The following is a 24,015-nucleotide window of genomic DNA, read 5'->3' on the forward strand; positions in this document are numbered from 1 at the left end:
CTTTACGGAGTCATTCAGCCATTAAACTGATCTTCACACAGGGCGCTTCAATTACCACAAGACTGGTGGTGGCCGCCCTCATGTCCATCTCATTGATGGTGCTTGACCATCGCTATAACCACCTGGAATCGCTACGATCCGCACTCTCCGTGCTGCTCTACCCTGTCCAGTACCTGGCCAGCCTGCCGCTGCTGTTGAGCGAGTCGGCCAGTGACGCCATCATCAGCCGCAACGAGCTGGAAGAGCAGCGGGAAAACCTGCACCAGGAGAACCTGCAGTTACGCGCCCGGTTACAGAAGTTTGAGGCGCTGGAAGCGGAAAACATGCGCCTGAGAGGGTTGCTCGACTCCTCATTCAAGGTCGGGGACCGGGTGTTGATCGCTGAAATCATTGCGGTTGAGCAGGACCCTTTCCGCCAGCAGGTTTTGATCAATAAAGGCAAAAACTCCGGTATTTTTGAAGGCCAGCCTGTACTCGACGCCAATGCGGTGGTCGGCCAGGTCACCCATATCACGCCATTCAATGCCAGTGTATTGCTGATCACGGATGCGGCCCATGCACTCCCCATCCAGGTCAATCGTAATGGCCTGCGTACCATTGCCCTGGGCACCGGTCTGATCAACCGTCTGGAGCTGCCCCACCTGCCGAACAACGCGGATATACAAGTGGGTGACCTGCTGATCACCTCCGGGCTCGGCGGCGGCTTTCCATCGGGTTACCCGGTGGCGGAAGTCATCGAAGTGAGGCGCGAACCCGGGCAACCATTCGCCTCGGTGATCGCCCAGACCACCGCACACCTGGACAGGATCCGGGAAGTCCTGCTGGTCTGGACCCTCGATCCTGACAGCGCTATCGAATCACAACAGCAGCGTGCATCAGCTGACGATCAGGAAGAGACTGCAGAGTCCGAGGAGGCGCCATGATCAGTCAGCCTCAGAACGGTAGCTCAGTGATCTATCTCAGTCTGCTGGTCGGATTCATTCTCACCATCATGCCGCTGCCCGAATGGGCCAACACTTTTCGCCCCCAATGGGTGGCCCTGATCCTGATCTACTGGTGCATGACAATGCCGGAGCGCATCGGGGTCGGGGTGGGCTGGAGCACCGGATTCCTACTCGATGTACTGACCGGCACCCTGCTTGGCCAGCACGCCCTTGGCTTCTCCGTGGTCGCCTATCTGATGCTGAGACTGCACCTGCGGGTTCGGGTCATTCCCTTACGACAGCAGGTATTCACCATTTTCATCCTGTTGCTGGTTGAGCGACTGCTTGCACTCTGGTCCACCGGCGCCGCCAACTACCCAACCCCATCCCTCTGGTACTGGGTAACCCCCGTGGTCAGCACCCTGTTGTGGCCTTGGATCTATATTATATTGCGGGACATCAGTCACCGCTTTCACGTCAGCTGATCCTGGAGAACGCCACCGGTGCCTCAATCCTCACTCAAGGACTACCTGCACGAGAGCCAGCTTTTCCTGGGAAGAGCGATCGTCTCCGGCACACTGGTGATACTGGCGCTGATCGTGCTGGTCAGCAGGCTGTTCTTTCTGCAGATTGAGAACCACGATCACTTCACCACCCTCTCCCAGGACAACCGGGTCAAACTCGAACCTTTACCCCCCACGCGAGGGCTTATATTCGATCGCAATGGGGCCATTCTGGCGCAAAATCTGCCGGCATACAGTCTGGAGATCATTCCGGAGAAGACCCGGGACCTGGCAGAGACTATCGAGCAGATCGGCGAGATCATCTCCATTACCGAAGATGACATCCAACGCTTTCACCGTTTGCGCAAACAGCGCCGACGTTTCGACAGCATCCCGATCCGGGTCCGCCTGCAGGAGGATGAGGTCGCCCGCATTGCGGTGCATCGCCACCGGTTTCCCGGCGTGGATGTCAAAGCGACTCTGCTCAGGGACTACCCTCAAGGATTGCAGACGGCTCATCTGCTCGGCTACGTGGGTCGGATCAATGAGAAAGAGCTGCAGCTCATCGATACCTCCAACTACAGTGGCACCGACTTTATCGGTAAGAATGGCGTGGAGAAGAGCTACGAAAGCCTGCTGCACGGGGATGTGGGCCTGCAGCAGGTCGAAGTGAATGCCAAAGGCCGGGTGCTGAGGGTGCTGGAGAATCAACCGCCGCAACCGGGTAACAACCTGGAGCTTTTTCTCGACATGAGGCTTCAATCCACCGCGCTGGAGGCGCTGGGTGATTACAACGGCGCAGTTGTGGCGATCGATGTTGAGACCGGCGGCGTGCTGACCCTGGTCAGCAAACCGGGTTACAACCCCAATCTGTTTGTCGAGGGGATCAGCAGCAGGGATTACCGGGCACTGGAGGACTCCCCTGACAACCCCCTCTTCAACCGCGCCATTCGCGGCCAATATCCACCGGGATCGACGGTAAAACCGTTCATCGGACTTGCCGGCCTGGAATACGATGTGGTGGGTTTTTATCAGGAGACCTACTGCCCCGGTTACTATCAACTGCCCGGCAAGGACCATAAATACAGGGATTGGAAAAAGTGGGGACACGGCAAAGTCGACATGGCGAAAGGCATTATCGAATCCTGCGATGTCTACTACTACGAACTGGCCAGAACACTGGGTATAGACCGTCTCTATGAGTTTCTTACCGGGTTCGGTTTCGGCATACCCTCGAGGGTGGACCTGGATGGTGAGCTATCCGGTCTGATGCCGAACCGGGAGTGGAAACAGAGTAAACGGCGGGAACCCTGGTACCCGGGTGAAACCCTGATTGTCGGTATTGGCCAGGGCTATTTCCTGGCAACCCCCCTGCAGTTGGCCTCAGCAACCGCCACCCTGGCCAACCGGGGTCACCGGATCCGTCCCCGGGTGGTTGCCACCATCGAAGGCCCGGATGGGGAGAAAAGAGACAGCCCGCTGATCGAGGATGTACTCCATCAGCTCGACCCGGAACACTGGAATCAGGTGATCGACGCCATGACCCAGGTGGTCGAGGGGCAGCAGGGAACGGCCAGGTCGATCTATACCAGCAACTACCGGATTGCGGGCAAAACCGGAACCGCGCAGGTGTTTAGCATCAAACAGGATGAGGAGTATGATGAAGAGACCGTTGCGAAACGAAAGCGTGACCATGCACTGTTTGTCGCCTTCGCCCCGGTGGAGAGTCCGAAAATTGCCATTGCGGTGGTGGTTGAAAACGGTGGACACGGCGGCTCAGTTGCCGCACCGATCGCTCGTCAGGTCATGGATCGTTATCTGGTCGACACAGCTCAGGCTAAGTAGTGTAGTGTCCTATACAAATCATACATTTAGACGAGGCATACCTTAAGTTGGCGTTGAAACCCCATACCTCGCCCTGCGGGAAGCCACTCAAGCCACGGTTGCGGCATTGCACCCCTTGGAAAGGGAACAGCCATTCCCTGCGGGCTGCATCTTGCACTCGCGGCTTGAGTGGCTTTCCAAGTGCACGATTTATATAGGGCACTACACGCGTGGCAAAACCCCATATCACATTTCACGAATCACAACCGGCCAGGGCCCAGGGCCTGCTGGCCTGGTTGCATATCGATCTGCCACTGTTGATTGCACTGCTGTTGCTGGTCGGTATCGGCCTGGCGATTCTCTTCAGTGCCGGCGACAAGGAGATGGCGCTGTTGCACAAACAGCTGATCCGGCTCGGTTTCGGTTTTGTGGTGATGGTGGTACTGGCACAGATCCATCCGGACAATTTTCGCCGCTGGTCTCCCTGGCTGTATGGCCTGGGAATCCTCTTTCTGGTGCTGGTGATTCTGTTCGGCGAACTGGGTAAAGGGGCCCAGCGGTGGCTCGACCTGGGATTCGTTCGCTTCCAGCCATCAGAGATGTTCAAGTTGACCCTGCCGATGCTGATCGCCTGGTATCTGGCGGAACAGCCACTTCCCCCCTCCCCCTCAAGATTGATCGCAGCCGCACTGTTCACCGTGCTGCCGGTAATATTGATTGCCAAACAACCTGACCTGGGCACCGCACTGCTGGTCGGATCAGGCGGTGCCTTTGCCCTCTTTCTTGCCGGTATTAGCTGGCGCCTGATTGCATTTGGCGGGGTTCTGATGGCCGCCATGGGGCCGGTGACCTGGTATCTGATGCATGACTACCAACGCCAGCGGGTACTGACCTTTCTCAATCCAGAGAGTGATCCGTTAGGCACCGGCTACCACATCATTCAGTCGAAAATCGCCATCGGATCCGGTGGTATCAGCGGCAAAGGATGGCTCAACGGCACCCAGTCACACCTCGAATTTCTCCCGGAACGACATACCGATTTCATCTTCGCCGTGATCTCGGAAGAGTTTGGCCTAGTGGGTGTGGTCGCGCTGTTGATGCTCTACCTGTTCATCATTCTACGCGGTCTCTATATCGCATCCCAGGCTCAGGATACCTTTGGCCGTATCCTGGCCGGTGCACTTTCCCTGATTTTTTTCGTCTACCTTTTTGTGAATGCGGGCATGGTTACCGGTTTACTGCCCGTTGTCGGTGTACCCTTACCCTTGATCAGCTACGGCGGAACTTCCCTGGTGACCATTCTGGCGAGCTTCGGTATCCTGATGTCCATACAGACCCATAAAAAACTGCTACCCACTTAAAGAATATGAAGCGAATAACGACACAAATCACGCTCTTTCTCCTCATCAGCCTGTCAAATCTGGCCTGCGCCCACACACCTCAGATGAAGGCGGAGTTCAGAGCATTCGCCGATGAGATGGCAAACAAGCACGGTTTCCAGGCAGCCGAGGTGGATCAGCTGCTGCTGAAGACCCGTTTCCGGGACGATATCATCGCCGCCATCACACGACCGGCGGAGTCAAAAGCCTGGTATCAGTACCGTCCGATCTTTCTCAAGCCCGACCGGGTTGCCGGCGGCATCGACTTCTGGCATGAAAACGCCGCGCTGCTGGAGCAGGCCTATCAGACCTATGGTGTCCCCCCTGAGATCATTGTCGCGATCATCGGGGTGGAGACCCGGTATGGCCGGCATACCGGCAAATACAAGGTGATCGACTCGCTCACCACGCTGGCGTTCGGCTATCCGAAACGGGCCAAGTTCTTCCGCAAGGAGTTGGAACAGTTCTTACTGCTGAGCCGGGAAGAGCAGGTCGACCCCTACAGCGCCCTGGGCTCCTATGCCGGCGCCATGGGCAAACCCCAATTCATCTCCAGCAGCTACCGCCGCTACGCCGTGGATGGCAATGCGGACGACAAAAGGGACCTGTGGAACAGTAATGCCGACATCATTGCCAGTGTGGCCAACTACTTCAAGGTTCACGGCTGGCAGAAGGATCAGCCGATCACCAGACAGGTGCAGGGCAGCGGAGACCTGCAGAAGTTTGTGGAGGCCGGCATGAAACCGAGCATCAAGGTAGCGGAGCTGATTGCGGCAGGAGTCAAACCCCTGGATCAGCTGCCACTCGATGCTGAGGCTCAGACCAGTCTGATCAAGCTGGATGCGGGAAACCATCAGCAGTATTGGCTGGGGCTGGATAACTTCTATGTCATCACCCGTTACAACCACAGCAATCTCTACGCCATGGCTGTCTATCAATTGAGCCAGGAAATTCTGGCATCGAAACAGGCCAGCCGCCGGTAATCGACAATGATCAGCCCGAGTCAGCCGGTTATCATGCTCTACCGTACATTGTTTTATCTCGGCCTGGTGATCCTGGCCGGCTGCAGCAGTGCACCAGGCAGCCGCAGCAGCCAATCCGATGGGGTGAGTCCTTACCATCCGCCACCGGCCGACATGGCGGCGATACCGGACGCCACCCCCAGGGATGAACCGAAGAGCAGGTACGGTAATCCGAACAGCTACGTGGTATTCGGTAAACGCTATCACACTCTGTCGAACAGCCAGGGCTACAACGCCCGCGGCATAGCCTCCTGGTATGGCAGCAAGTTTCACGGCCAGCGCACCAGCAGCGGCGAGCCCTACGATATGTACGCCATGACGGCTGCCCACAAGAGCCTGCCTCTGCCGAGCTATGTACGGGTCACCAACCTGAGGAACAACCGCAGTGTGGTAGTCAAAGTCAACGATCGGGGTCCGTTCCATGACAATCGGCTGATCGATCTCTCCTACACCGCAGCCTGGAAACTGGGCATCATTGGTGAAGGGACCGGGCTGGTGGAGGTCACCGCATTGCAAGCGGACTCCACCGAACCGACACCAACCCGTGTTGTGGTCACCCCAGCTCGTCAGAAGACACAGAGACTGCCCGAGCTTTTTCTTCAGGTCGGGGCCTTCGGCGATTCACAAAATGCACAGCGGTTGAAACAGCGGCTGGAGGAACAATTGAAGACCAGTGTACTCATACAGGGAGACAGCGCCGTGGCGAAACGGGTCTACCGGGTCCAGGTAGGGCCGATCGCAAGTGTCGAGCTGGCGGATCACCTCAGCCAGAGGCTCAGTCAGCTGGGTATCGAAAATCCCCATGTTGTGATTCGTTAAACGCATGCTCTGAAAACCCTAGGGCCTGTTAACACTCCCCTGCCGAGATCTGATCTCAGCTGACATCTGAACAGATCCGGCGATAGGCAACTCAATCCAAGTTCAATACAATAGCCTGTAATTATCGACAGAATTATCCATACTCATGTATCAACCCAAACGAATCTACAATCTCTTTGCAACTGGCCTGTTGGCCCTCTTCACCCTGTGCGTAAATGCCGCTGTACCTTTACCGGCACCTCCGGAGGTCTCCGCCACCGGCTATCTGCTGGTCGATTTCCACAGTGGCAAGGTACTCGCTGAACGGGATGCGGACAAACGTCTGGAACCCGCCAGTCTGACAAAAATCATGACCGCCTACACCGTGTTTCGTGAACTGCAACAGGGCAACATCACCCCGGAAGACCAGGTACTGGTCAGTGAGAAGGCCTGGCGGACTCCCGGCTCCCGGATGTTTATCGAGGTCGGCAAGAAGGTCAAACTGCTCGATCTGATCAAAGGCATGATCATCCAGTCGGGTAACGACGCCTGTGTCGCCCTGGCCGAACACATTGCCGGCAGTGAAGGGACCTTCGCCGAATTGATGAACACCCATGCGACCCGGCTCGGCATGACCCGGACCAACTTCGTCAACTCCACCGGCCTGCCCCATGAAAACCACTATACGACCCCGGCAGATATCGCCAAAGTGGCGATAGCGACGATTGGCGAGTTCCCGGAATACTATCCCTGGTACAAGGAGAAATCCTTTCTTTTTAACAACATAGAACAGCACAATCGAAACAAACTGTTATGGCGGGACAACAGTGTGGACGGCATGAAAACCGGCCACACCGAAGGTGCCGGTTACTGTCTGGTGGCCTCCGCCCTGAAGGAGAATATGCGTCTGGTTTCTGTGGTGATGGGCACCAAAGGCGAAGAGGCCAGAGCCCAGGCGAGCCAGAGCCTGTTGAACTACGGTTTCCGTTTCTTTGAAACCCATCAACTGTATGCCGCGGGTGAAACCCTCAATCGGGTAAGAATCTGGAAAGGTGAGCGGGAGAAGCTCCCCCTGGGACTGAACGAAGACCTGAATGTGACCATACCCCGCCATCAATACAAAAACCTCGACGCCAGCCTGGAGATCGATCCAAAGATCATGGCCCCGGTTAGCGAAGGGCAATCCCTTGGCAAGGTGACTGTGACTTTGAATGGGGAACCGGTCAGATCCGCCACGCTGGTCTCTTTGAAGGGTATCGCTGAAGGCAATCTATGGCAGCAGATCAAAGACAGCGCACTGCTTTGGCTGGAGTGAGACCGTGGACGAAGAAGAGACACTGCTTAAGTTTCCCTGCGACTTCCCGATCAAGGTGATGGGAAAGGCAGAGCCTGGATTCGAGGCGATGGTGGTTGAGCTGATCAGTCGCCATGCACCAGGTATCACCGAAACCGCGGTCAACAGCCGCAGCAGCAAAGGCGGCAAGTGGATCTCGGTTACCGTCACCCTGCGTGCCGAGAGCAAGGCACAGCTGGACGCCATCTATCTCGACCTCAGTGCCCATGAAAAAGTGGTCATGGCACTCTGAACCGTGCCCGTACTCGAGGTAAAAGAGCTGGGCCTGCAGCTCTACGGCGACAGCTGGCGCGCCATGCAGGAGCTCACCGACAAGCGTACGCCCAGCACACCTGACCAGCTTTGGCTGTTGCAGCATCCAGCGGTCTTCACCCTGGGTCAGGCTGGAAAACCGGAACACATCCTGAATCCTGGTGAAATCCCGATCGTCAACAGCGACCGGGGCGGCCAGGTCACCTACCATGGCCCGGGACAGCTGATCGCCTACACTATGATCGACCTGCGCAGAGCCCGCCTGGGAGTCCGAGGCCTGGTAACCCAGCTGGAGTCCGCCGTGATCGGGCTACTGGCGAAGTATGCGATCCAAGCCAACGCCAGCAAGGATGCCCCTGGGGTCTATATCGACGGCGCCAAGGTCGCCTCCCTCGGCCTTCGGGTGCGCAAGGGTTGCAGCTATCACGGCCTCAGTCTGAATATCGACATGGATCTGGAACCATTCACCCGGATCAACCCCTGTGGCTATCCCGGATTGGCGGTCACACAACTTACTGAGCTTGGGGTAAAATCCGATTTACCCAGTCTGGGCCGGGAATTGGCCCAACAATTGGCTGCAGGTTTAGGCTACACTCTCAGCTTCACCGATCCGGATGCAGACAAATTAGATGAGTAGCAACAAAGACCTCCTGCCACCTTCACGAACCAAACCTGAGAGCCATCAGCGGGGCAAATCCAAGCTTTCCCGCATCCCGGTGAAGGTGGAATCGGACCAACCAACCTTGAGAAAGCCCAAATGGATCCGTGCCAAGGCGCCATTGGGCAAAGAGGTCAGTCGTATCCGCCGTATCCTGCGTGACAAGGGATTGAGCTCAGTCTGCGAGGAGGCCGCCTGTCCGAATCTTGGTGAGTGTTTTCAACACGGTACAGCCACCTTCATGATCATGGGAGACATCTGCACCCGGCGCTGTCCCTTTTGCGATGTTGCTCACGGTAAACCTCAATCTCTGGACCCCCAGGAGCCGGAGCATCTGGCTGATGCGATTGCCTCGATGGCGCTGAAATATGTGGTGATCACCTCAGTGGATCGTGACGACCTGCGGGATGGTGGCGGCAACCACTTTGCACAATGCGTTGCCGCGATCCGAGAGAAGATGCCGAATACCAGCGTCGAGCTGCTGGTGCCCGATTTCCGTGGACGGGTTGAGCAGGCGCTGACACCCCTGCTGGAGTTTCCACCGGATGTCTTCAACCACAATCTTGAAACAGTCCCAAGGCTCTATCGCCAGGCACGTCCAGGTGCCGACTATCAGGGTTCGCTGGAGCTGCTGAAAAGGTTCAAACAGCAACAACCCGGGGTGCCCACCAAATCAGGGCTGATGCTGGGACTGGGTGAACGCAAGCAGGAGATTCTCGCGGTCATGCAGGACCTGCGTGATCATGATTGCGAAATGCTGACCCTCGGGCAGTACCTGCAACCCAGTCATGACCATCTGCCGGTGGACCGATTCGTCACCCCTGAAGAGTTCGACGATCTGGCCAAACAGGCCGAGGAGATGGGATTTACCCGTGTTGCCAGTGGACCGATGGTAAGATCCTCATACCATGCGGACCTACAGGCCAATCCGTTACTGGAATCCGAATCCCGCAACTGACCCGGTAGATCGCAGATGGACGGCATTGATACGCAACTGATCGAAAATCTGATTCTCCCCCCTTCCGGTACCCTGCTGTTGGGACTGCTCGGACTGCTCCTGTGGTGGTCGGCCTTTGGCAGGAAACTGGTCGTTTTCGCTCTGCTGCTGCAGCTGCTTTTGAGTCTGCCCATTACCGCTGAACTGCTATTCAACCATCTGCAGCAATACCCCTCCCTGAACAGGCAGCAACTCGCTGAAAACCAGGCTTCAGCGATCGTGGTTCTGGGTGCCGGACGCTACCGGGAGGCCCCGGAATATGCCTCCGACACCGCCAGCATGCGCCACCTCAGCCGTCTGCGATATGCCGCCAGAATCGCACGCCAAACCGGCTTGCCGGTCATTCCCAGTGGCGGCAAACCGGATGGAACAGGGGTTGCCGAAGCGGTGATTGCCGAACAGGTGTTAAACCGGGATTTCGGCATCTCTGTCCAGCATTTGGACAAACGCAGTAAAAACACCTGGGAGAATGCGCGCTATATCGCCAGGCTGCTCGACAGGCTGGAGATAGAGAGCGTGATCCTGGTCACCGATGCTGCCCACATGGCCAGAGCACTCTACGCCTTGCAGCGTCATGGAGTCGATGCCATCGCCGCCCCGACCAATTTTGAATACCATCAGAGCGCCAGGCGACCACTCCACGAACGGCTCATCCCCAGCGCTGCCGCGGTGATGAACATCTCGTTTGGGCTGCATGAGTTGCTTGGCCGTTTTTGGTACTCCCTGAAATAGTCACCGGGACCTCTGCGGTCACTGTTGATCCAGGTGGGCGGTATAGCGCTCCATCAGATAACAGAGGCAATCCTGCTTGATCACCTCCAGATTCTTAGTCAGCATCGAAGGCATAACCGACCGATTGAGACAGAGCTGCCCATCATCGATCTGAAAATAGTCCCTGGCCACTTCAGCCCCCTGCTCATCCCTCACATCCAATGCTTCAATACCTCGACCATTGACCCAACCGAACAGGGTTCCGGCGGGCAGCTCACGAAAGTTCATATGATCCAGATCGGGATCAAACACCAGCTCACTCTCACCAGGCGAGAATCCGAATCGGGTATCGCCGGCCACCTTGACCTGCGCCACGGTATGGAACAGGTCGATATCCTGATGGGCCACCGGGTGTTGAGGATGTTCGGCCAGATGCAGGCAGGCCTCGAGATACTCCAGCGCATGCTCCACCCCATGGGCGCTACCCACCTTACCGCACTCCAGAGTCACCGATGGACAGAGTTCCGCAAACGCCATCGACTGCACCCCCTTGGGTCTGAGGAAATAGACCACAGTTCGGGAGAACAGTAACGCCAGATGGAGAAAAGCACTGTCCAGTTTGTTGACACAGGCGTAGTGCGGGTTCAGACCGGTATTGTTATGCACATCGACACTGGCAAAAGGCTTTCGCTCGCGCATCAGGTCGACCACCTGTGCCATCATCCGCCGCTCTGCGGATTCCGTCGCCTGGCATCCTGGCCAGACCCGGTTGTAGTCGGATTGTCCGGGTAGCAGCCGCTTATGCTCTGCCGCAGCAGCAACATTACCGATGAACAGACTCAAGGAGCGAGGCAGCTCCTTACCCCCCTGGTAACGCTTCAGCAGCAGACGAATCGCCTCCCATCCCACATGCTCATTGCCATGCATCAACACAGATACGAACAGCGGCTGAGGTTTGCGACCCGGAAGGTGTATCAAGCTGGGTCCTGGCAACTGACCGATCAGCTGATCGGCTTCCAGCGTGAGCAGACCGTCAGGAATATGATCGTATTGGGTTAACATGATTTCCACAGCACCGATAACATCTAAACACTCCACTCATGAACCGGTTTGCCACTCTCCTGCCGTTCCAGGTAAGCCAGGGTCAATCCCTGCATATCCAAACCATAGTTGGCAACCCACTGCTTTTGCCAGTCAGCCCCGTTGAGCCCCCGTCTGACCCGCGCTTCGACGATCCCCAGCCAATACGCCACCGAGATGGGATCGATATTCAGTGATAACAATCCTGTTTTGGCTATCGGCAGCAAATGCTCCGTAATCAACTGATCTGCCGGAATACTCTGCCAACCAAACCAATAGAGCTGTGACTGCAAACCGAAGCGGGCCGCCTGATAGAAGTTACTGCGTGCTCTGATAAATCCCATTTCACGCTCCGGCTGCTGATACTGCTCTGCCAGACCGGTAACCAGACCGAAATAGAACGCCGCATTGGCAATCATGTCAGGTAGAGTTGGACCCGCCGGCACCACCCGGTGTTCAATACGCAGATGGGGTTGCTGTCGCTCATTGAAACCGATCAAAGGGCGGTTCCATCGCCAGATGGTGCCATTGTGCAGGCGCAGATGGGCCAAACGCTCCACCGGCTCATCCATCAATCTGGGCAGTAGTACCGGGTAGCGCTGCAGATTGGCGCTGAAATTCTCCATCATCGATTGGTAGAGATAACGAATGCCAAAGCTGACCCGCTTGGTCAAATCGGAAGCGCCCACCGATATGGATTGCTCGAACAGTGGAATCCTGGTCTCGTCCCACAGGCTTCTGCCAAACAGGTAGGGTGAATTTGCGCTCAAGGCAACCATCGGTGCCGATACGATTTTCGACAGATTGTAGAGTTTGGCCGCCTGGTTCGCCGCTACCTGCAGGTGAATCTGAAAAGAGGTTGCGGCTGATTCCAGCATCACATCATCATGGCAGAGATCAAGTGTCTCCCGTCCGTCGATATGCAACTCCACCGGTTGTCCCCGGCGCAGCTTGAAAACCTGATCGTTGAGTGCCCGATAGCGGTTCAGCGGGGACATGTTTTCAAGACTGAGATCCGCTTGTCGCAGACTGGGCAGAATACCCACCATACCCATTCTTGCGGAGAGACTTTCAGCACGCCCGTTGCATTCACGCCAGATTCCCTGCAACTCAGCAAACATCCGGTCCAGCGCATCGGCCTGCAGCTGACGAGGGGTGGTATTGATCTCTACATTGAAGGTTGCCAGTTCGGGCACGACGAACTGATCATCCAGACCGGCCAGTAGTTGCTGATTCAGTGGGGCAGGCTCACCCGCCTGATCGAGGATGCAGGCTTCCAACTCCAATCCACCCAGATCTCCGTGACTGTCGAAAACCCCCTCTTTGAACCAGCTTTCCAGCAGCCTGGTTTCCACAATCAACCGTCGCTGAAATTCAGCAATATCCGCTTCAGTAAAATTACTTGAGGTAATCTCCTGGCCCATGCTGTGCCTATTAAAAATTAGATACTGTTACTGAAAGAGTCGAGTTTCTGCTCAAGTTTTTCAAGTCGTTGCGGGGTTCCTACATCGATCCACTCCCCCACATGGAGCTCACCGGATACTCTACCCAGGCTGATCGCCTGACGAATCAATGGCGCCAAAGGAAATGCCCCGGCGCGACAGCCACTGAACAGTTGAGGGTCATAGAGTCCAATCCCACTGAACGTTAACATCTCTCCAGACCCGTCGGAGAGACGTTCATCCAGCAGATAAAAATCACCGAGCGGGTTATGCGCTGGATTGGGCACCAACACCAAATGGGCCAGATCATCGGGCTCAAGATTGAGTTGCGTAAGATCCACATCACACCAGATATCCCCATTGATCACCAGGAATGGAGAATCACCCAACAGGGGGAGAGCCTTAAAGATACCACCACCCGTCTCAAGTGCCTGACCTTCAGCCGAATAGTCGATAGCAACCCCCCATTGATCTCCACGGCCCAAGCGGTCTTCTATCATCTCTCCCAGATGGGCATGATTGATGACAATTTCCCGATAACCGGCTTTTGCCAGCCTTTCGATATGGTGAACGATGAGTGGCTTGCCCGCGACAGGAAGCAATGGTTTCGGCATAGAGTCGGTAAGCGGCCGCATCCGCTCTCCACGTCCTGCGGCCAGAATCATGGCTTTCATTGTTTGGTTGAATCAGTGTGGAAAGTTCAACTGTAACCGACTGTGCGCAGCTTAGCCACACCCTCTAGGAAGTATAGTCGAGCAATAACAGTGGCAGATGATCAAAGATAAAAGGAGGTCTGAGAATGAACGCTAACAACGCAAATACGCAATTTCCGGGCCGTCTAGCGACACCAAAATAGTGTCCACTCAATCTCTACAAAGCTTTTTCGTGCGGCAGCCAGACTTAAGCATCAACTCCGCAAAAAAAATATGCTTTTAATCGCCATCATTTGTGGACTGTTTTAATCTTGAATCCAGCCTGTTTGGGTCGATATCAACCCTTCATGGCATCGAAGAACTCATCATTGGTCTTACTGACCTTGAGTTTGTCGAACAGAAACTCCATCGCTGCCAGTTCATCCATGGGGTGGAGGATCTTACGCAGGATCCACATCTTCTGCAGTTCATCCGGTTTCATCAGCAACTCTTCACGGCGGGTGCCTGAGCGGTTGATGTTGATGGCCGGGAAGATACGTTTCTCGGCAATCCGACGATCCAGGTGTACTTCCATGTTACCGGTACCTTTGAACTCCTCGTAGATCACATCGTCCATACGGGAGCCGGTATCCACCAATGCGGTGGCCAGAATGGTCAGTGAACCACCCTCCTCGACGTTTCGCGCCGCACCGAAGAAGCGCTTTGGCCGATGCAGGGCATTGGCATCCACACCACCGGTCAAGACCTTACCCGATGAGGGCACAACCGTGTTGTAGGCACGTGCCAGACGGGTGATGGAGTCGAGCAGAATCACCACATCACGTTTGTGTTCGACCAGCCGCTTGGCCTTTTCGATAACCATCTCGGCAACCTGCACGTGACGGGTGGCCGGTTCATCAAAGGTACTCGAAATCACCTCGCCACGTACCGAGCGAGCCATCTCCGTGACCTCCTCAGGACGCTCATCGATCAGCAGTACCATCACATAGCACTCTGGATGGTTGTGGGTGATCGATTGGGCAATGTTCTGCAGCATCATCGTCTTACCCGCTTTTGGCGGAGACACGATCAGACCACGTTGGCCTTTACCGATGGGGGCGCAGAGATCGATGGTACGGGCGGTGATATCCTCGGTACTGCCGTTACCGATCTCCAGATGGAAACGTTGATTGGCGAACAGTGGAGTGAAGTTCTCAAACAGGATTTTGCTTTTGGCATTCTCCGGTTTGTCATAGTTGATCTTGTCTACTTTAAGCAGGGCAAAGTAGCGCTCACCATCCTTGGGAGGTCTGATTTTTCCGGAGATGGTATCACCGGTGCGCAGACTGAAGCGGCGAATCTGACTCGGCGAAACATAGATATCATCCGGCCCCGCCAGGTAGGAGCTGTCAGCCGAGCGAAGAAAGCCAAATCCATCCTGCAGGATCTCCAACACCCCATCACCGAAGATACTTTCACCTTTTTTTGCATGTGCTTTGAGAATGGCAAAGATCAGATCCTGTTTTCGTGTCCTCGCCATACCTTCAATTTTCATGTTGGTGGCGAGTTCAGCCAGTTCCGGCACAGGCATTTTCTTTAATTCGGTAAGGTTCATAATGATTCAGGAGTGTTTTGGTTGATGAGAAATTGGTTTGGAAGGAAATTGGCCCGTAATGGGTTGGTTGATATTTAGCTTTTGATTTCGTTGTCAGTTATCAGCTCAGGCCTGAACGGAGCGAGGAGTCTACGAGGTCGGATGTTGGCAGACAGTGGCGAAACGTCCTGCGCCTGATGCTGTTATAGATTACTATCGATAAATGCCACAAGTTGTGATTTAGAGACGGCACCAACCTTGGTTGCCTCGACTTCACCGTTTTTGAACAACATCAGGGTCGGTATACCGCGAATGCCGTATTTCGGTGGTGTATTTGGATTTTCGTCAATATTCAACTTTGCCACTTTCAGCTTATCGCCATATTCTTTGGCAATTTCGTCCAGTACGGGCGCAATCATTTTACAAGGACCACACCATTCGGCCCAGTAATCAATCAGCACCGGCTGACTTGATTGAAGTACGTCAGATTCAAAAGAATCATCTGTTATATGAACAATCTGCTCACTCATCGATTGAGGATCTCCAATTGAATGATTGGGGATGTGTTGAGCGGAGTCGATCCGCTTCTATTCTTCATGCCAAGCATCCAGTAATACACCGCGTGACAAGTAACAGTATCGAGGGGGAATGACTGGATAGGATTGAATATTGAATCTTAAAACAGAGATTATTTCAAGGCCTATTCTAGACCAATCCGCTAAAAATTGTCACAAATCAAGTTACAGGGTACTCGATTCCGCGATATGTCCCGTTAGCAGTGACTCAATCTGACAGAGCCGAGCTACTGAGTAGATCGTCTCAGGCACCTTGGTGAAGACAACCCTGGCATCCCGTTCCGCCGCCCTGGCCAGCCACTCAAGCATCAGTGCGAGTCCGGCACTGTCGGCCTTCACCACCCGCATAAGATCGATCTCCACATCGGGCAAGTTGGCAAACAGGGTTTCTGACTGTAATAGTAGCGACCTGGCATGACCGAAGGTCATCTCACCATGCAGCTGGAAATGGAAGGCCCCCACACGCTCCAGTTTTGCTTCGCTCACGCTATCAGGGCTCATCAGATATGGCATTCTCTTCAGCTTTACTGAACAGAAACTGCCCCACGATCTCTTCAAGCACCAGTGCCGATTGAGTCATCATCAATTCACTGTCCTGCTGCAGACTCTCCAGACTGCCACCGGGATCCAGGCCGACATACTGCTCACCCAGCAGCCCTGAGGTATAGATCTTGGCGATGCTGTCATCGGGTATCTGATTGAACTGAGGATCGATCGCCAGGGTGACCACGGCTTCAAAGCTGCTCTGGTCGTAACTGATGCCAACCACACGACCGACTCTCACACCGGCCATGGATACCGGCGAACGCACTTTCAGTCCACCAATATTATCGAAACGGGCGGTTACCGTATAACCCTCATCGGATGAGATACTGGCAAGATTACTGACCTGCATTGCCAGGAAAAAGAGCGCCACAAGACCCAGTGCCATGAAGAAGCCGACGGTAATCTCCAGCTGTCTTGTCTGCATAATTAGCCTCCAAACATTAATGCGGTCAGTACGAAATCAAGCACCAGCACCGCGAGTGCCGAGTGAACCACCGTCCGTGTCGTCGACTGACTGACACCCGCCGATGTGGGGATCGTATCATATCCCTGAAAAAGGGCGATCCAGGCACAGACGAAACCGAACACAAAGCTTTTGATCACACCGTTGAGCACATCCTCACTCCAGTCGATCTTGGCCTGCATCTGACTCCAGAAGGCGCCATCATCCACCCCGAGCAATCCCACACTGACGAAATAGCCACCGATCACACCAATCGCGCTGAACATGGCAGCCAGCAGGGGCATGGAGATGAACCCGGCATAAAATCTGGGGGTGAGAATACGACGAATCGGGTCGACAGCCATCATCTCCAGACCAGAAAGCTGCTCGGTCGCCTTCATCAGACCGATCTCTGCAGTCAGCGCCGAACCGGCACGCCCGGCAAACAGCAGCGCGGTCACCACCGGACCCAATTCACGCACCAGAGAGGCGGCCACCATCACCCCCAGACTATCCTCGGCACCGAACTGGGAGAGCACATAGTAACCCTGCAGGCCGAGCACCATGCCGACGAACAATCCGGAGACCACAATGATTGTGGTGGTACGCACACCGATACTATGGATCTGAGCAGCCAACAGCTTCAGACGAGGCAACAGGCTGGTCAAACCCAACAGAATCTGTAACAGCAACAGGTGACCACGCCCCAATCGTTCCAGAGCAGCCAAACCGAGTCGACCAAATCTGGCGAAGAGATCCAACACTACTTTGCCCCCCGCATACTCAGCAGGTCCTCAGATAAGGCCGGTGCCTGGTAATGGAATCCTACCGGCCCATCGGGCAAGCCACCCATAAACTGCTTGACCGCTGGCGAACTGGAGCCCATCAAGGCATCCGATGCACCTGACTCGATCACCTTACCACCGGAGAGGACATAGATCAGATCGGAGATACCAGCCGTCTCTTCAACATCATGGGAGACCAGGATACTGGTCAAACCGACCGCATCGTTCAAGCGTCTCACCAGTTGCGCCAACACCCCCATGGAGATTGGATCCTGACCGGTAAACGGCTCATCGTACATCACCATCATGGGATCCAGAGCAATCGCACGGGCGAGGGCGACCCGCCTGGCCATGCCGCCGGAAAGCTCCGAGGGCATCAGTTCCCTGGCACCCCGCAGACCGACCGCTTCGAGTTTCATTAGCACCAGACGGCGAATCATCGACTCCGGCAGATTGGTGTGCTCCCGCAGCGGGTAAGCCACATTGTCATAGACCGAGAGATCGGTCAGCAGAGCTCCGCTTTGAAACAGCATGCCCATCCGCATCCGCAGTTGATAGAGCGCCTTACGGGAGAGTTTATGCACATTTTGACCATCGACCTCGATGGTGCCCCGGGTTGGGCGTAACTGGCCGCCGATCAGCTTGAGTAAGGTGGTCTTTCCAGTACCACTGGGGCCCATGATGGCAGTCACCCTGCCACGGGGGATATCGATATCGACCCCTTGGAATATCGGGCGATCTCCATGGTAAAAGTGCAGATCTCTGATTTTTACGAGCGGTGGTGAATTGTTCACTATGATTTCAGAGCTTCATACTCAGCATCTGGGGCAGATGGATTGCATTGTGTCTTTGTCGTGATGAGGCGTCAAGCTATAACCCTTATATGTTACTGCAGAATGGAGTTGTAGATTGTCTTTAATAATACCTCCCAATAAAAAAGCCCTGCCAAAAAGACAGGGCTTTTGTATGAAATGACCGTCAGCGGTTAATCGTTCACAATGACATAGCCAGTTGTCGTTGCTCCACTTGGTGTTGTCACACGGATTGTAAGCACACCTGTTTCATCACCAGGGTTTCTATTTTCCGTTGGAACCAATGCGACTCGATAGTCAACAACACTTGCTTGTGATGCCAAACGAGCATTTGCATTGGTACTGGGAATAACAAAGCTACTGGCTGTCTCAATAGTGCCGTTGGTGGTCGAGAAGTTTATGGTTGTCCCGGCAGGCATTACCTGCCCGGTTACAGCGCCTCTGATTGTAAAGTTATAGGTTGAAATCGTAGTAGCCGCAGTCAGGTCAATTATCAGAAATCCACTATCGACAGCAACATTCACACCATCCAGTAAAATCTCAGGAAAGGATTCTGACATAACAAGCACAAGGCTATCCCGGACACTGATATTCTTCTCTGCGCTGCATGAGACTACAGATACAGGTGTGACCCCGAAGCAGACACCAGGATCTTCCCCTGCGGCAACCGCCGTTTGGGCTTCAGCAACCGCTGCCGCATCACAACAGAGCGCACCATTGTAGTTTGGATCAACACCGACCCCGTCGTAAGTATTATTATTATTGAAATCAACGAATTCTTCTGACACCGGATCTCGTACACCATCCTCATTATCATCACGAAAGGCTTCCGGAATATCCGCGAACGGCGTATCACCAGAGTCCAGTACACCATTACCATTCGCATCGACAAATGACTCTTCACCTAGCATGGTTGCCAATATAGTTGCCCGCCCCATACCACCAGGCAATAAGTCATCCCACGGCCTAGGGTTAGAACTCGTCCAGACTACAGTGCAGGCACCATCATCTATTTGGCATTGCGATTGAATCTGACCACTCTCAGTTGTGAAATATACGGCAGTTCCGTCAGGAACAGGATTGTTAAAGTGATCTGATGCATGCACGGTAATATCAACTTCAGTGCCATCAATGTTCAACCCTTCTGGATTTAGCGTTTCCGCACTCAACGAAATACTGTTTTGGTCTGATACGCCGGTGGAAATGACCAAGCCATCTGACTGGGTTGAGATTAAAGGATTGGATTCCAATGAGGCAGTTACACGTACCGTCGTGGGTACGGTACCCGATTTCACATCGGTTCTGACAATACCGTCGATATCACTGGTTGACTTAATAGATCCAGCTGGTATTGCAACCCCACCGATATCTGTATTCAACGAGAAGTTAACCACCTGCTGGGAAACCGGATTGCCGTTGGTATCCAGTACCTGGAACGAAACCTTGGAGACCTCCGTCAAACCTACGCCGCGGATACCAATCACCGATGGTTCTGCGGAAACAAACTGCATTGAACCAATCTCTGCCGGTTGGATAGTGATTGTTCCATCTGCCGTAGATGTATTGCCATTCACTGTGGTTGTGGCACGAACCGTGTCAGAGCCAGAACAGCCCTGGGCAATATAAGTTGCCGTCACAACACCATCTGAAGTGCTTACGGATGAATCTATAGTAGCCAACCCGGATGCCAGACAGTCGGTAGTGAATGTGACGGTAGCGCTATCCTGATAAAGATTGCCCTCGACATCAGCCAAGGTTGCCCTGACAGAAGTCTGACCACCGGCAGAGAGAGAGGTAACCGCAATATTCAGCTCACCAATTTCGAAAGAGGATCCTGAGCCATTACCAAGAAATATGGTTGCCCCGCTGGTTCCTGCATCATCGATGGTGTCACCGGTTCCGGTTGTACCACCACTGCTATCCCACGGGGTTTCAGCATCTCCACCGCCACAGGCGACGAGCGCTAACATAAGAATAAAAGGGGTAGCTAAACGGGCTAAACCTGACATGGCAAACTCCAAAATCCCATACGAAACAGTCCATTAAGTGAGGAAACTTAGACTAATTTCTTAATAGTATACAATCACTCGGCTAATGCAAGGGATTATAAGCAATGAAATGGCTATTTTTTCACTCCAATACCAACCCGCGTCACGCTTTAGCGTTCGTAGCGGCAAGCCACTCTACACCACTCAATCCTCAACTTCTACTGAGTAGCGGCAGCATCGTTTGCCGCTTTAGGAAAATCTGGCAGGCCAATCCGTAAAACATGACTTAGTTCCTGAAAAAGCTACAGATTGCCCAGTAGCAACCCGGATCGGCCAGCTACACGGTCAGCCGCTCAACGATTTCTCCCTCAATCAGGTGGCGCTGTAAGATCTCGTCAATATCGTCACGGTCCACAAAGGTATACCAGACCGCTTCGGGATAGATCACCAGAACCGGCCCAAGATCACAGCGATCAAAACAGCCGGCGGTGGTGACTCTTACCCCTCCAGGCCCGGTCAAACCCAGCTCCTTGACCCGCCCCTTCAGGTAGTCACGCATGGCCTTGCTGCCATGGCTGCCACAACAGGGGCGCCCATCCTGTCGCTCATTGACACAAAAAAAGAGGTGGTGACGATAGTAGGACATGGCATAACCTCGGCGTTATGGAGTGGAAGCTGTTCGCAGAACCCGTTGTTCAAGATCATGTCCAATATTAGAGACTGGAGCCACTCTCCTCAACCAGATCAACCAACCTGCCGGATGCTTCCGGTTAGACGCCAAATCATCATGATATCTCCAATTGACAGCACGATTCAGGTAAAATGGCCGATCTTTTCCGGAAACGCTGCCCGTTGTGACACCTGAAGACCTGCTTGTTGAAGCAGACCGCTGCGTAAAATGCGGTCTCTGCCTGACTGTATGCCCAACCTATCGACTGCTCGCCAGCGAGGCTGATTCACCTCGAGGCCGGATCAGTCTGATCCAGGCGTTGGCGAAAAAAGAGATCGACATAGACTCCCATGCGGAACAACATCTTGACCGTTGCCTCAATTGCCGGGCCTGTGAATCCGCCTGCCCGTCCGGGGTGAAATATGGCAGCCTGCTGGACGCCAGCCGCTCATCGATTGCCACTGAACATCGAAAAAAACCGCTGCTGAAACGACTTCTCCATCAATTGAGTCATAACGGCAGACTCAATTACTGGATACGCCTGTATCATGCGATACGTCAATCAGGCTTACTTGCCCTGGCTAAAAAACTGCCAGCGCCCCGTTTCAGGCAGCTACTCACCATGGCAGAGCAACTGCCTCCAACCGCTGTGGATCGAACCGGTTTCTATCCATCAACAAAACCAACGGGGAAAAAAGTACAGCTGTTCACCGGCTGCATTGGCTCAAAAATCGATGACAACCTGGTTCAGAACGCCATCCAATTACTGTGTGGCCTGGGTTATGCGATCGATATCCCTACCGGCACAGAGTGTTGTGGTGCCATGCATCGACATAACGGCTTTATCGAAGAGGCCGAACAGCAGTGCGACACCATCCGTACCCAGACTGCCAAAAGCAGTGCGCAATACCTGATCACCCTGGCCACCGCATGCCATCTGGAGCTGGCGGATCAGCAGGCAAGCCGGCTGCCACTGGTCTCAATTTCCGATTTTCTGTTGCATCTGCCCGACAGGGAGATGCCCGAACTGGCTCCCATGCCAATCAGGGCGGTTCTGCACCGCCCCTGCTCTTCACGGGACAGCTCGGATTGGCGGATACTCAATAAGATCCCACAGCTTGAATTGATTGAATTGGCTGAGAATGAGCTATGCTGCGGCGCGGCAGGAAGTTACATACTCACCCAACCGGAACTCTCCAATCAGCTCGGTGAGATGAAATTAACCCACCTGAAAGCCAGCGGTGCGAAAATCCTGATTACCACCAGTACCGGTTGTGCCATGCAGTTTCGCCAGCAGATCAGACAAGCCGGGCTCTCCATTGAGGTACGCCATCCGATCGAGTTGATCTACAAGCAGTGGGCCATCACCGGCACGGGAAACAAATAATCCGTCTCCAAGGCGTACAAAAACCCCTGACAAACTGGTACTCATCACGAATGACCACAACACCTTTGCCAGCCGACAGCAACACAGCGGTAAAATTGAACGAATCGATCGCTGAGCCAATCAAACAAAGTTGAAGAACCCCTCGGTTTAAGGCTAAGGTTTGCACATGAGTGAACGTGATTACAAAATGGCAGACCACCTGCTGATGGGCGTGGACAGTGCAGTTCGAACCCTGTTCGGCAGACCCCTGGTCACAGAAAGAGCCAATCCTGCAGACAGCATCGATGAGACCGATCTATCGGATCAGGAGCGGGACCTGACCGCACGCCTGATGCGGATCAATCATACCGGTGAGGTATGTGCCCAGGCACTCTACCAGGGCCAGGCACTGACCGCCCGACTGCCGCAAATCAGAGAGCAGATGGAGAGAGCGGCCCAGGAGGAGAATGACCACCTGGCATGGTGTGAAAAGCGACTGGTTGAGCTGGACAATCGTAAAAGCCTGCTCAACCCATTCTGGTATGCCGGCTCATTCATGCTTGGTGCCGCAGCCGGATTGGCCGGTGACAAATGGAGCCTGGGCTTTGTGGCCGAGACAGAAAACCAGGTAGGCGCCCATCTGGACGAGCATATCAACCGTATCCCACAACAGGACAAGCGGACCCATGCTGTATTACAGCAGATGAAAACGGATGAAGCCGAACATGCCGAACTGGCCCTGAAGGCAGGCGGTGCCGAGCTCCCCCAACCGATTAAAACGGCGATGAAACTGACCTCCAAACTGATGACAAGGTCAGTATTTTATCTATGACCCGACACCCTGGATTCAGGTATGGATCAAACCAGGTAAGCTATCAGACAGATAACCGCAGACTTCAGGATTATCCGGCCTCAGCCTGGGATACTTCGCTGTGTACCACCTCATGCCGATCAATAGCCCCAACCTGAACAGCCAACGTCAAACCAAAGCCTATCATGACCAACACCACCACCACGGCAAAGAAGTCTGGTTTATGATGAAGATGTTGCCTTTTCATTTCTCTTACAAGTCCAATCAATGACTTATTAACAATTATTCACGTGCATTACGTTGTTTACTTAGACGCACATCACGTTGTCGCAGGGGAAACATCGCAAAATATCGGGTTTTGTGAGAAGTACCTCGCACTACTTCTTCACTTCCTTGCCGCCACCCTCAGTCGCGCCCATCTCAGTCAACAGCGCGGAGACCTCAGTATGACGTCCCCGATTTGACAGGGTCAGTGGCGTGTTCCCGGCCTGATCCGCCGCATTGACATCAGCACCACGCTGTATCAGCAACCGCACCACCTCAAGATGACCAAAGGACGCCGCTTCCATCAATGGCGTAAGACCGGCACCATCGGCCAGGTTAGCATCAGCACCGGCAGCCAACAGGGCGCGTACGGTCTGCAGATTGCCGTTGAACGACGCAATATGCAGAACTGAGCGGCCGGTTGGGTTTTTCGTGTTGACGTCAACCCCTTGTGACAGCAGATCATTGACCCGTTCCACTTCGCCGAAAGTTGCGGCAGCAAGCAGCGCCTGACTCTCAGGAGTCAGTTCGACCGCACTGCCTAGCGGGACGACAAAGCAAAGTAGAAGCAATAGACCAACTCTCAT

At 54.3% G+C, this 24,015-nt stretch carries 26 protein-coding genes; 13 read left to right on the forward strand and 13 right to left on the reverse strand.

Annotated elements, in window-relative coordinates; all coding sequences use genetic code 11:
• The first annotated feature begins 29 nt into the window (after positions 1 to 29).
• The 11 genes from mreC (at position 30) to A3193_RS13865 (ending at position 10,442) form a co-directional block, all read left to right on the forward strand.
• Positions 30 to 923 (forward strand): rod shape-determining protein MreC, encoded by an 894-nt coding sequence (gene mreC / locus A3193_RS13815; protein ID WP_268803220.1) that lies wholly within the window; start codon positions 30 to 32, stop codon positions 921 to 923.
• Positions 920 to 1,408: a rod shape-determining protein MreD gene (gene mreD, locus A3193_RS13820; RefSeq protein ID WP_069003675.1), complete on the forward strand. Its 489-nt coding sequence runs from the start codon at positions 920 to 922 to the stop codon at positions 1,406 to 1,408. The genes mreC and mreD overlap by 4 nt, the downstream gene beginning before the upstream one ends.
• Before the next feature lie 18 nt (positions 1,409 to 1,426).
• Positions 1,427 to 3,271: a penicillin-binding protein 2 gene (mrdA, locus tag A3193_RS13825; protein WP_069015081.1), complete on the forward strand. Its 1,845-nt coding sequence runs from the start codon at positions 1,427 to 1,429 to the stop codon at positions 3,269 to 3,271.
• A gap of 209 nt (positions 3,272 to 3,480) precedes the next feature.
• Positions 3,481 to 4,611, forward strand: a complete 1,131-nt coding sequence (rodA, locus tag A3193_RS13830; RefSeq protein WP_320408961.1) for a rod shape-determining protein RodA — start codon at positions 3,481 to 3,483, stop codon at positions 4,609 to 4,611.
• Positions 4,612 to 4,616: 5 nt separating this feature from the next.
• Positions 4,617 to 5,612: a lytic murein transglycosylase B gene (gene mltB / locus A3193_RS13835; protein WP_069015082.1), complete on the forward strand. Its 996-nt coding sequence runs from the start codon at positions 4,617 to 4,619 to the stop codon at positions 5,610 to 5,612.
• A 6-nt stretch (positions 5,613 to 5,618) separates the two neighbouring features.
• Positions 5,619 to 6,470, forward strand: coding sequence for a septal ring lytic transglycosylase RlpA family protein (locus A3193_RS13840; RefSeq protein WP_069015083.1), 852 nt, complete (start codon positions 5,619 to 5,621; stop codon positions 6,468 to 6,470).
• Positions 6,471 to 6,615: 145 nt separating this feature from the next.
• Positions 6,616 to 7,764 (forward strand): D-alanyl-D-alanine carboxypeptidase family protein, encoded by a 1,149-nt coding sequence (locus A3193_RS13845; protein WP_069015084.1) that lies wholly within the window; start codon positions 6,616 to 6,618, stop codon positions 7,762 to 7,764.
• 4 nt (positions 7,765 to 7,768) lie between these two features.
• Positions 7,769 to 8,035 (forward strand): HP0495 family protein, encoded by a 267-nt coding sequence (locus A3193_RS13850; RefSeq protein WP_071933756.1) that lies wholly within the window; start codon positions 7,769 to 7,771, stop codon positions 8,033 to 8,035.
• 3 nt (positions 8,036 to 8,038) lie between these two features.
• Entirely contained in the window at positions 8,039 to 8,692 is a 654-nt protein-coding gene (gene lipB, locus A3193_RS13855; protein WP_069003670.1) for a lipoyl(octanoyl) transferase LipB, read from the forward strand.
• Positions 8,685 to 9,671, forward strand: coding sequence for a lipoyl synthase (gene lipA, locus A3193_RS13860; RefSeq protein WP_069003669.1), 987 nt, complete (start codon positions 8,685 to 8,687; stop codon positions 9,669 to 9,671). Before lipB ends, lipA begins: the two co-directional genes overlap by 8 nt.
• Positions 9,672 to 9,686: 15 nt before the next feature.
• Entirely contained in the window at positions 9,687 to 10,442 is a 756-nt protein-coding gene (locus tag A3193_RS13865; RefSeq protein WP_069003668.1) for a YdcF family protein, read from the forward strand.
• Positions 10,443 to 10,460: 18 nt separating this feature from the next.
• Here the strand turns inward: A3193_RS13865 and A3193_RS13870 are convergent, their stop codons facing one another.
• From A3193_RS13870 to A3193_RS13920, 11 genes are all read right to left on the reverse strand, one after another.
• Entirely contained in the window at positions 10,461 to 11,483 is a 1,023-nt protein-coding gene (locus A3193_RS13870) for a M14 family metallopeptidase (protein WP_069015497.1), read from the reverse strand.
• 23 nt (positions 11,484 to 11,506) lie between these two features.
• Positions 11,507 to 12,925, reverse strand: a complete 1,419-nt coding sequence (locus tag A3193_RS13875) for a glutamate-cysteine ligase family protein (protein WP_069015085.1) — start codon at positions 12,923 to 12,925, stop codon at positions 11,507 to 11,509.
• A 17-nt stretch (positions 12,926 to 12,942) separates the two neighbouring features.
• Positions 12,943 to 13,617, reverse strand: a complete 675-nt coding sequence (gene murU, locus A3193_RS13880) for an N-acetylmuramate alpha-1-phosphate uridylyltransferase MurU (RefSeq protein WP_069015086.1) — start codon at positions 13,615 to 13,617, stop codon at positions 12,943 to 12,945.
• 316 nt (positions 13,618 to 13,933) lie between these two features.
• Positions 13,934 to 15,190: a transcription termination factor Rho gene (gene rho / locus A3193_RS13885; RefSeq protein WP_069003665.1), complete on the reverse strand. Its 1,257-nt coding sequence runs from the start codon at positions 15,188 to 15,190 to the stop codon at positions 13,934 to 13,936.
• Between the two features lie 182 nt (positions 15,191 to 15,372).
• Complete coding sequence (gene trxA / locus A3193_RS13890) at positions 15,373 to 15,699, reverse strand: thioredoxin TrxA (RefSeq protein ID WP_068989632.1); 327 nt, start codon at positions 15,697 to 15,699, stop codon at positions 15,373 to 15,375.
• Positions 15,700 to 15,909: 210 nt separating this feature from the next.
• On the reverse strand, positions 15,910 to 16,245 hold the full coding sequence (locus A3193_RS13895) for an STAS domain-containing protein (RefSeq protein ID WP_069003664.1): 336 nt from the start codon (positions 16,243 to 16,245) through the stop codon (positions 15,910 to 15,912).
• Positions 16,235 to 16,714: an outer membrane lipid asymmetry maintenance protein MlaD gene (mlaD, locus tag A3193_RS13900; protein WP_069003663.1), complete on the reverse strand. Its 480-nt coding sequence runs from the start codon at positions 16,712 to 16,714 to the stop codon at positions 16,235 to 16,237. The genes A3193_RS13895 and mlaD overlap by 11 nt, the downstream gene beginning before the upstream one ends.
• Before the next feature lie 2 nt (positions 16,715 to 16,716).
• On the reverse strand, positions 16,717 to 17,496 hold the full coding sequence (gene mlaE, locus A3193_RS13905) for a lipid asymmetry maintenance ABC transporter permease subunit MlaE (RefSeq protein ID WP_069003662.1): 780 nt from the start codon (positions 17,494 to 17,496) through the stop codon (positions 16,717 to 16,719).
• Entirely contained in the window at positions 17,496 to 18,311 is an 816-nt protein-coding gene (locus tag A3193_RS13910; RefSeq protein ID WP_235615005.1) for an ABC transporter ATP-binding protein, read from the reverse strand. Before A3193_RS13910 ends, mlaE begins: the two co-directional genes overlap by 1 nt.
• Positions 18,312 to 18,502: 191 nt before the next feature.
• On the reverse strand, positions 18,503 to 20,338 hold the full coding sequence (locus A3193_RS13915; protein WP_141694537.1) for an Ig-like domain-containing protein: 1,836 nt from the start codon (positions 20,336 to 20,338) through the stop codon (positions 18,503 to 18,505).
• A gap of 316 nt (positions 20,339 to 20,654) precedes the next feature.
• A complete protein-coding gene (locus A3193_RS13920) occupies positions 20,655 to 20,963 on the reverse strand; it encodes a (2Fe-2S) ferredoxin domain-containing protein (protein ID WP_069003659.1) in 309 nt (102 codons plus the stop codon).
• Positions 20,964 to 21,171: 208 nt separating this feature from the next.
• Between A3193_RS13920 and A3193_RS13925 the strand changes: the two genes are divergently transcribed.
• Together A3193_RS13925 and coq7 are read left to right on the forward strand one after the other, a co-directional pair.
• Entirely contained in the window at positions 21,172 to 22,374 is a 1,203-nt protein-coding gene (locus tag A3193_RS13925; protein WP_069015089.1) for a (Fe-S)-binding protein, read from the forward strand.
• A 166-nt stretch (positions 22,375 to 22,540) separates the two neighbouring features.
• Positions 22,541 to 23,185, forward strand: coding sequence for a 2-polyprenyl-3-methyl-6-methoxy-1,4-benzoquinone monooxygenase (gene coq7, locus A3193_RS13930; RefSeq protein WP_069003657.1), 645 nt, complete (start codon positions 22,541 to 22,543; stop codon positions 23,183 to 23,185).
• A gap of 70 nt (positions 23,186 to 23,255) precedes the next feature.
• On the opposite strand, the gene A3193_RS20585 is transcribed toward coq7, so the two are convergent.
• Together A3193_RS20585 and A3193_RS13935 are read right to left on the reverse strand one after the other, a co-directional pair.
• On the reverse strand, positions 23,256 to 23,411 hold the full coding sequence (locus tag A3193_RS20585) for a hypothetical protein (RefSeq protein ID WP_155523021.1): 156 nt from the start codon (positions 23,409 to 23,411) through the stop codon (positions 23,256 to 23,258).
• Between the two features lie 130 nt (positions 23,412 to 23,541).
• The gene (locus tag A3193_RS13935; RefSeq protein ID WP_069003656.1) at positions 23,542 to 24,015 is read right to left on the reverse strand and encodes an ankyrin repeat domain-containing protein; all 474 of its coding nucleotides are present in this window, start codon (positions 24,013 to 24,015) and stop codon (positions 23,542 to 23,544) included.

It is taken from the genome of Candidatus Thiodiazotropha endoloripes, from assembly GCF_001708965.1.
Classification (GTDB): Bacteria; Pseudomonadota; Gammaproteobacteria; order Chromatiales; family Chromatiaceae; genus Thiodiazotropha; species Thiodiazotropha endoloripes.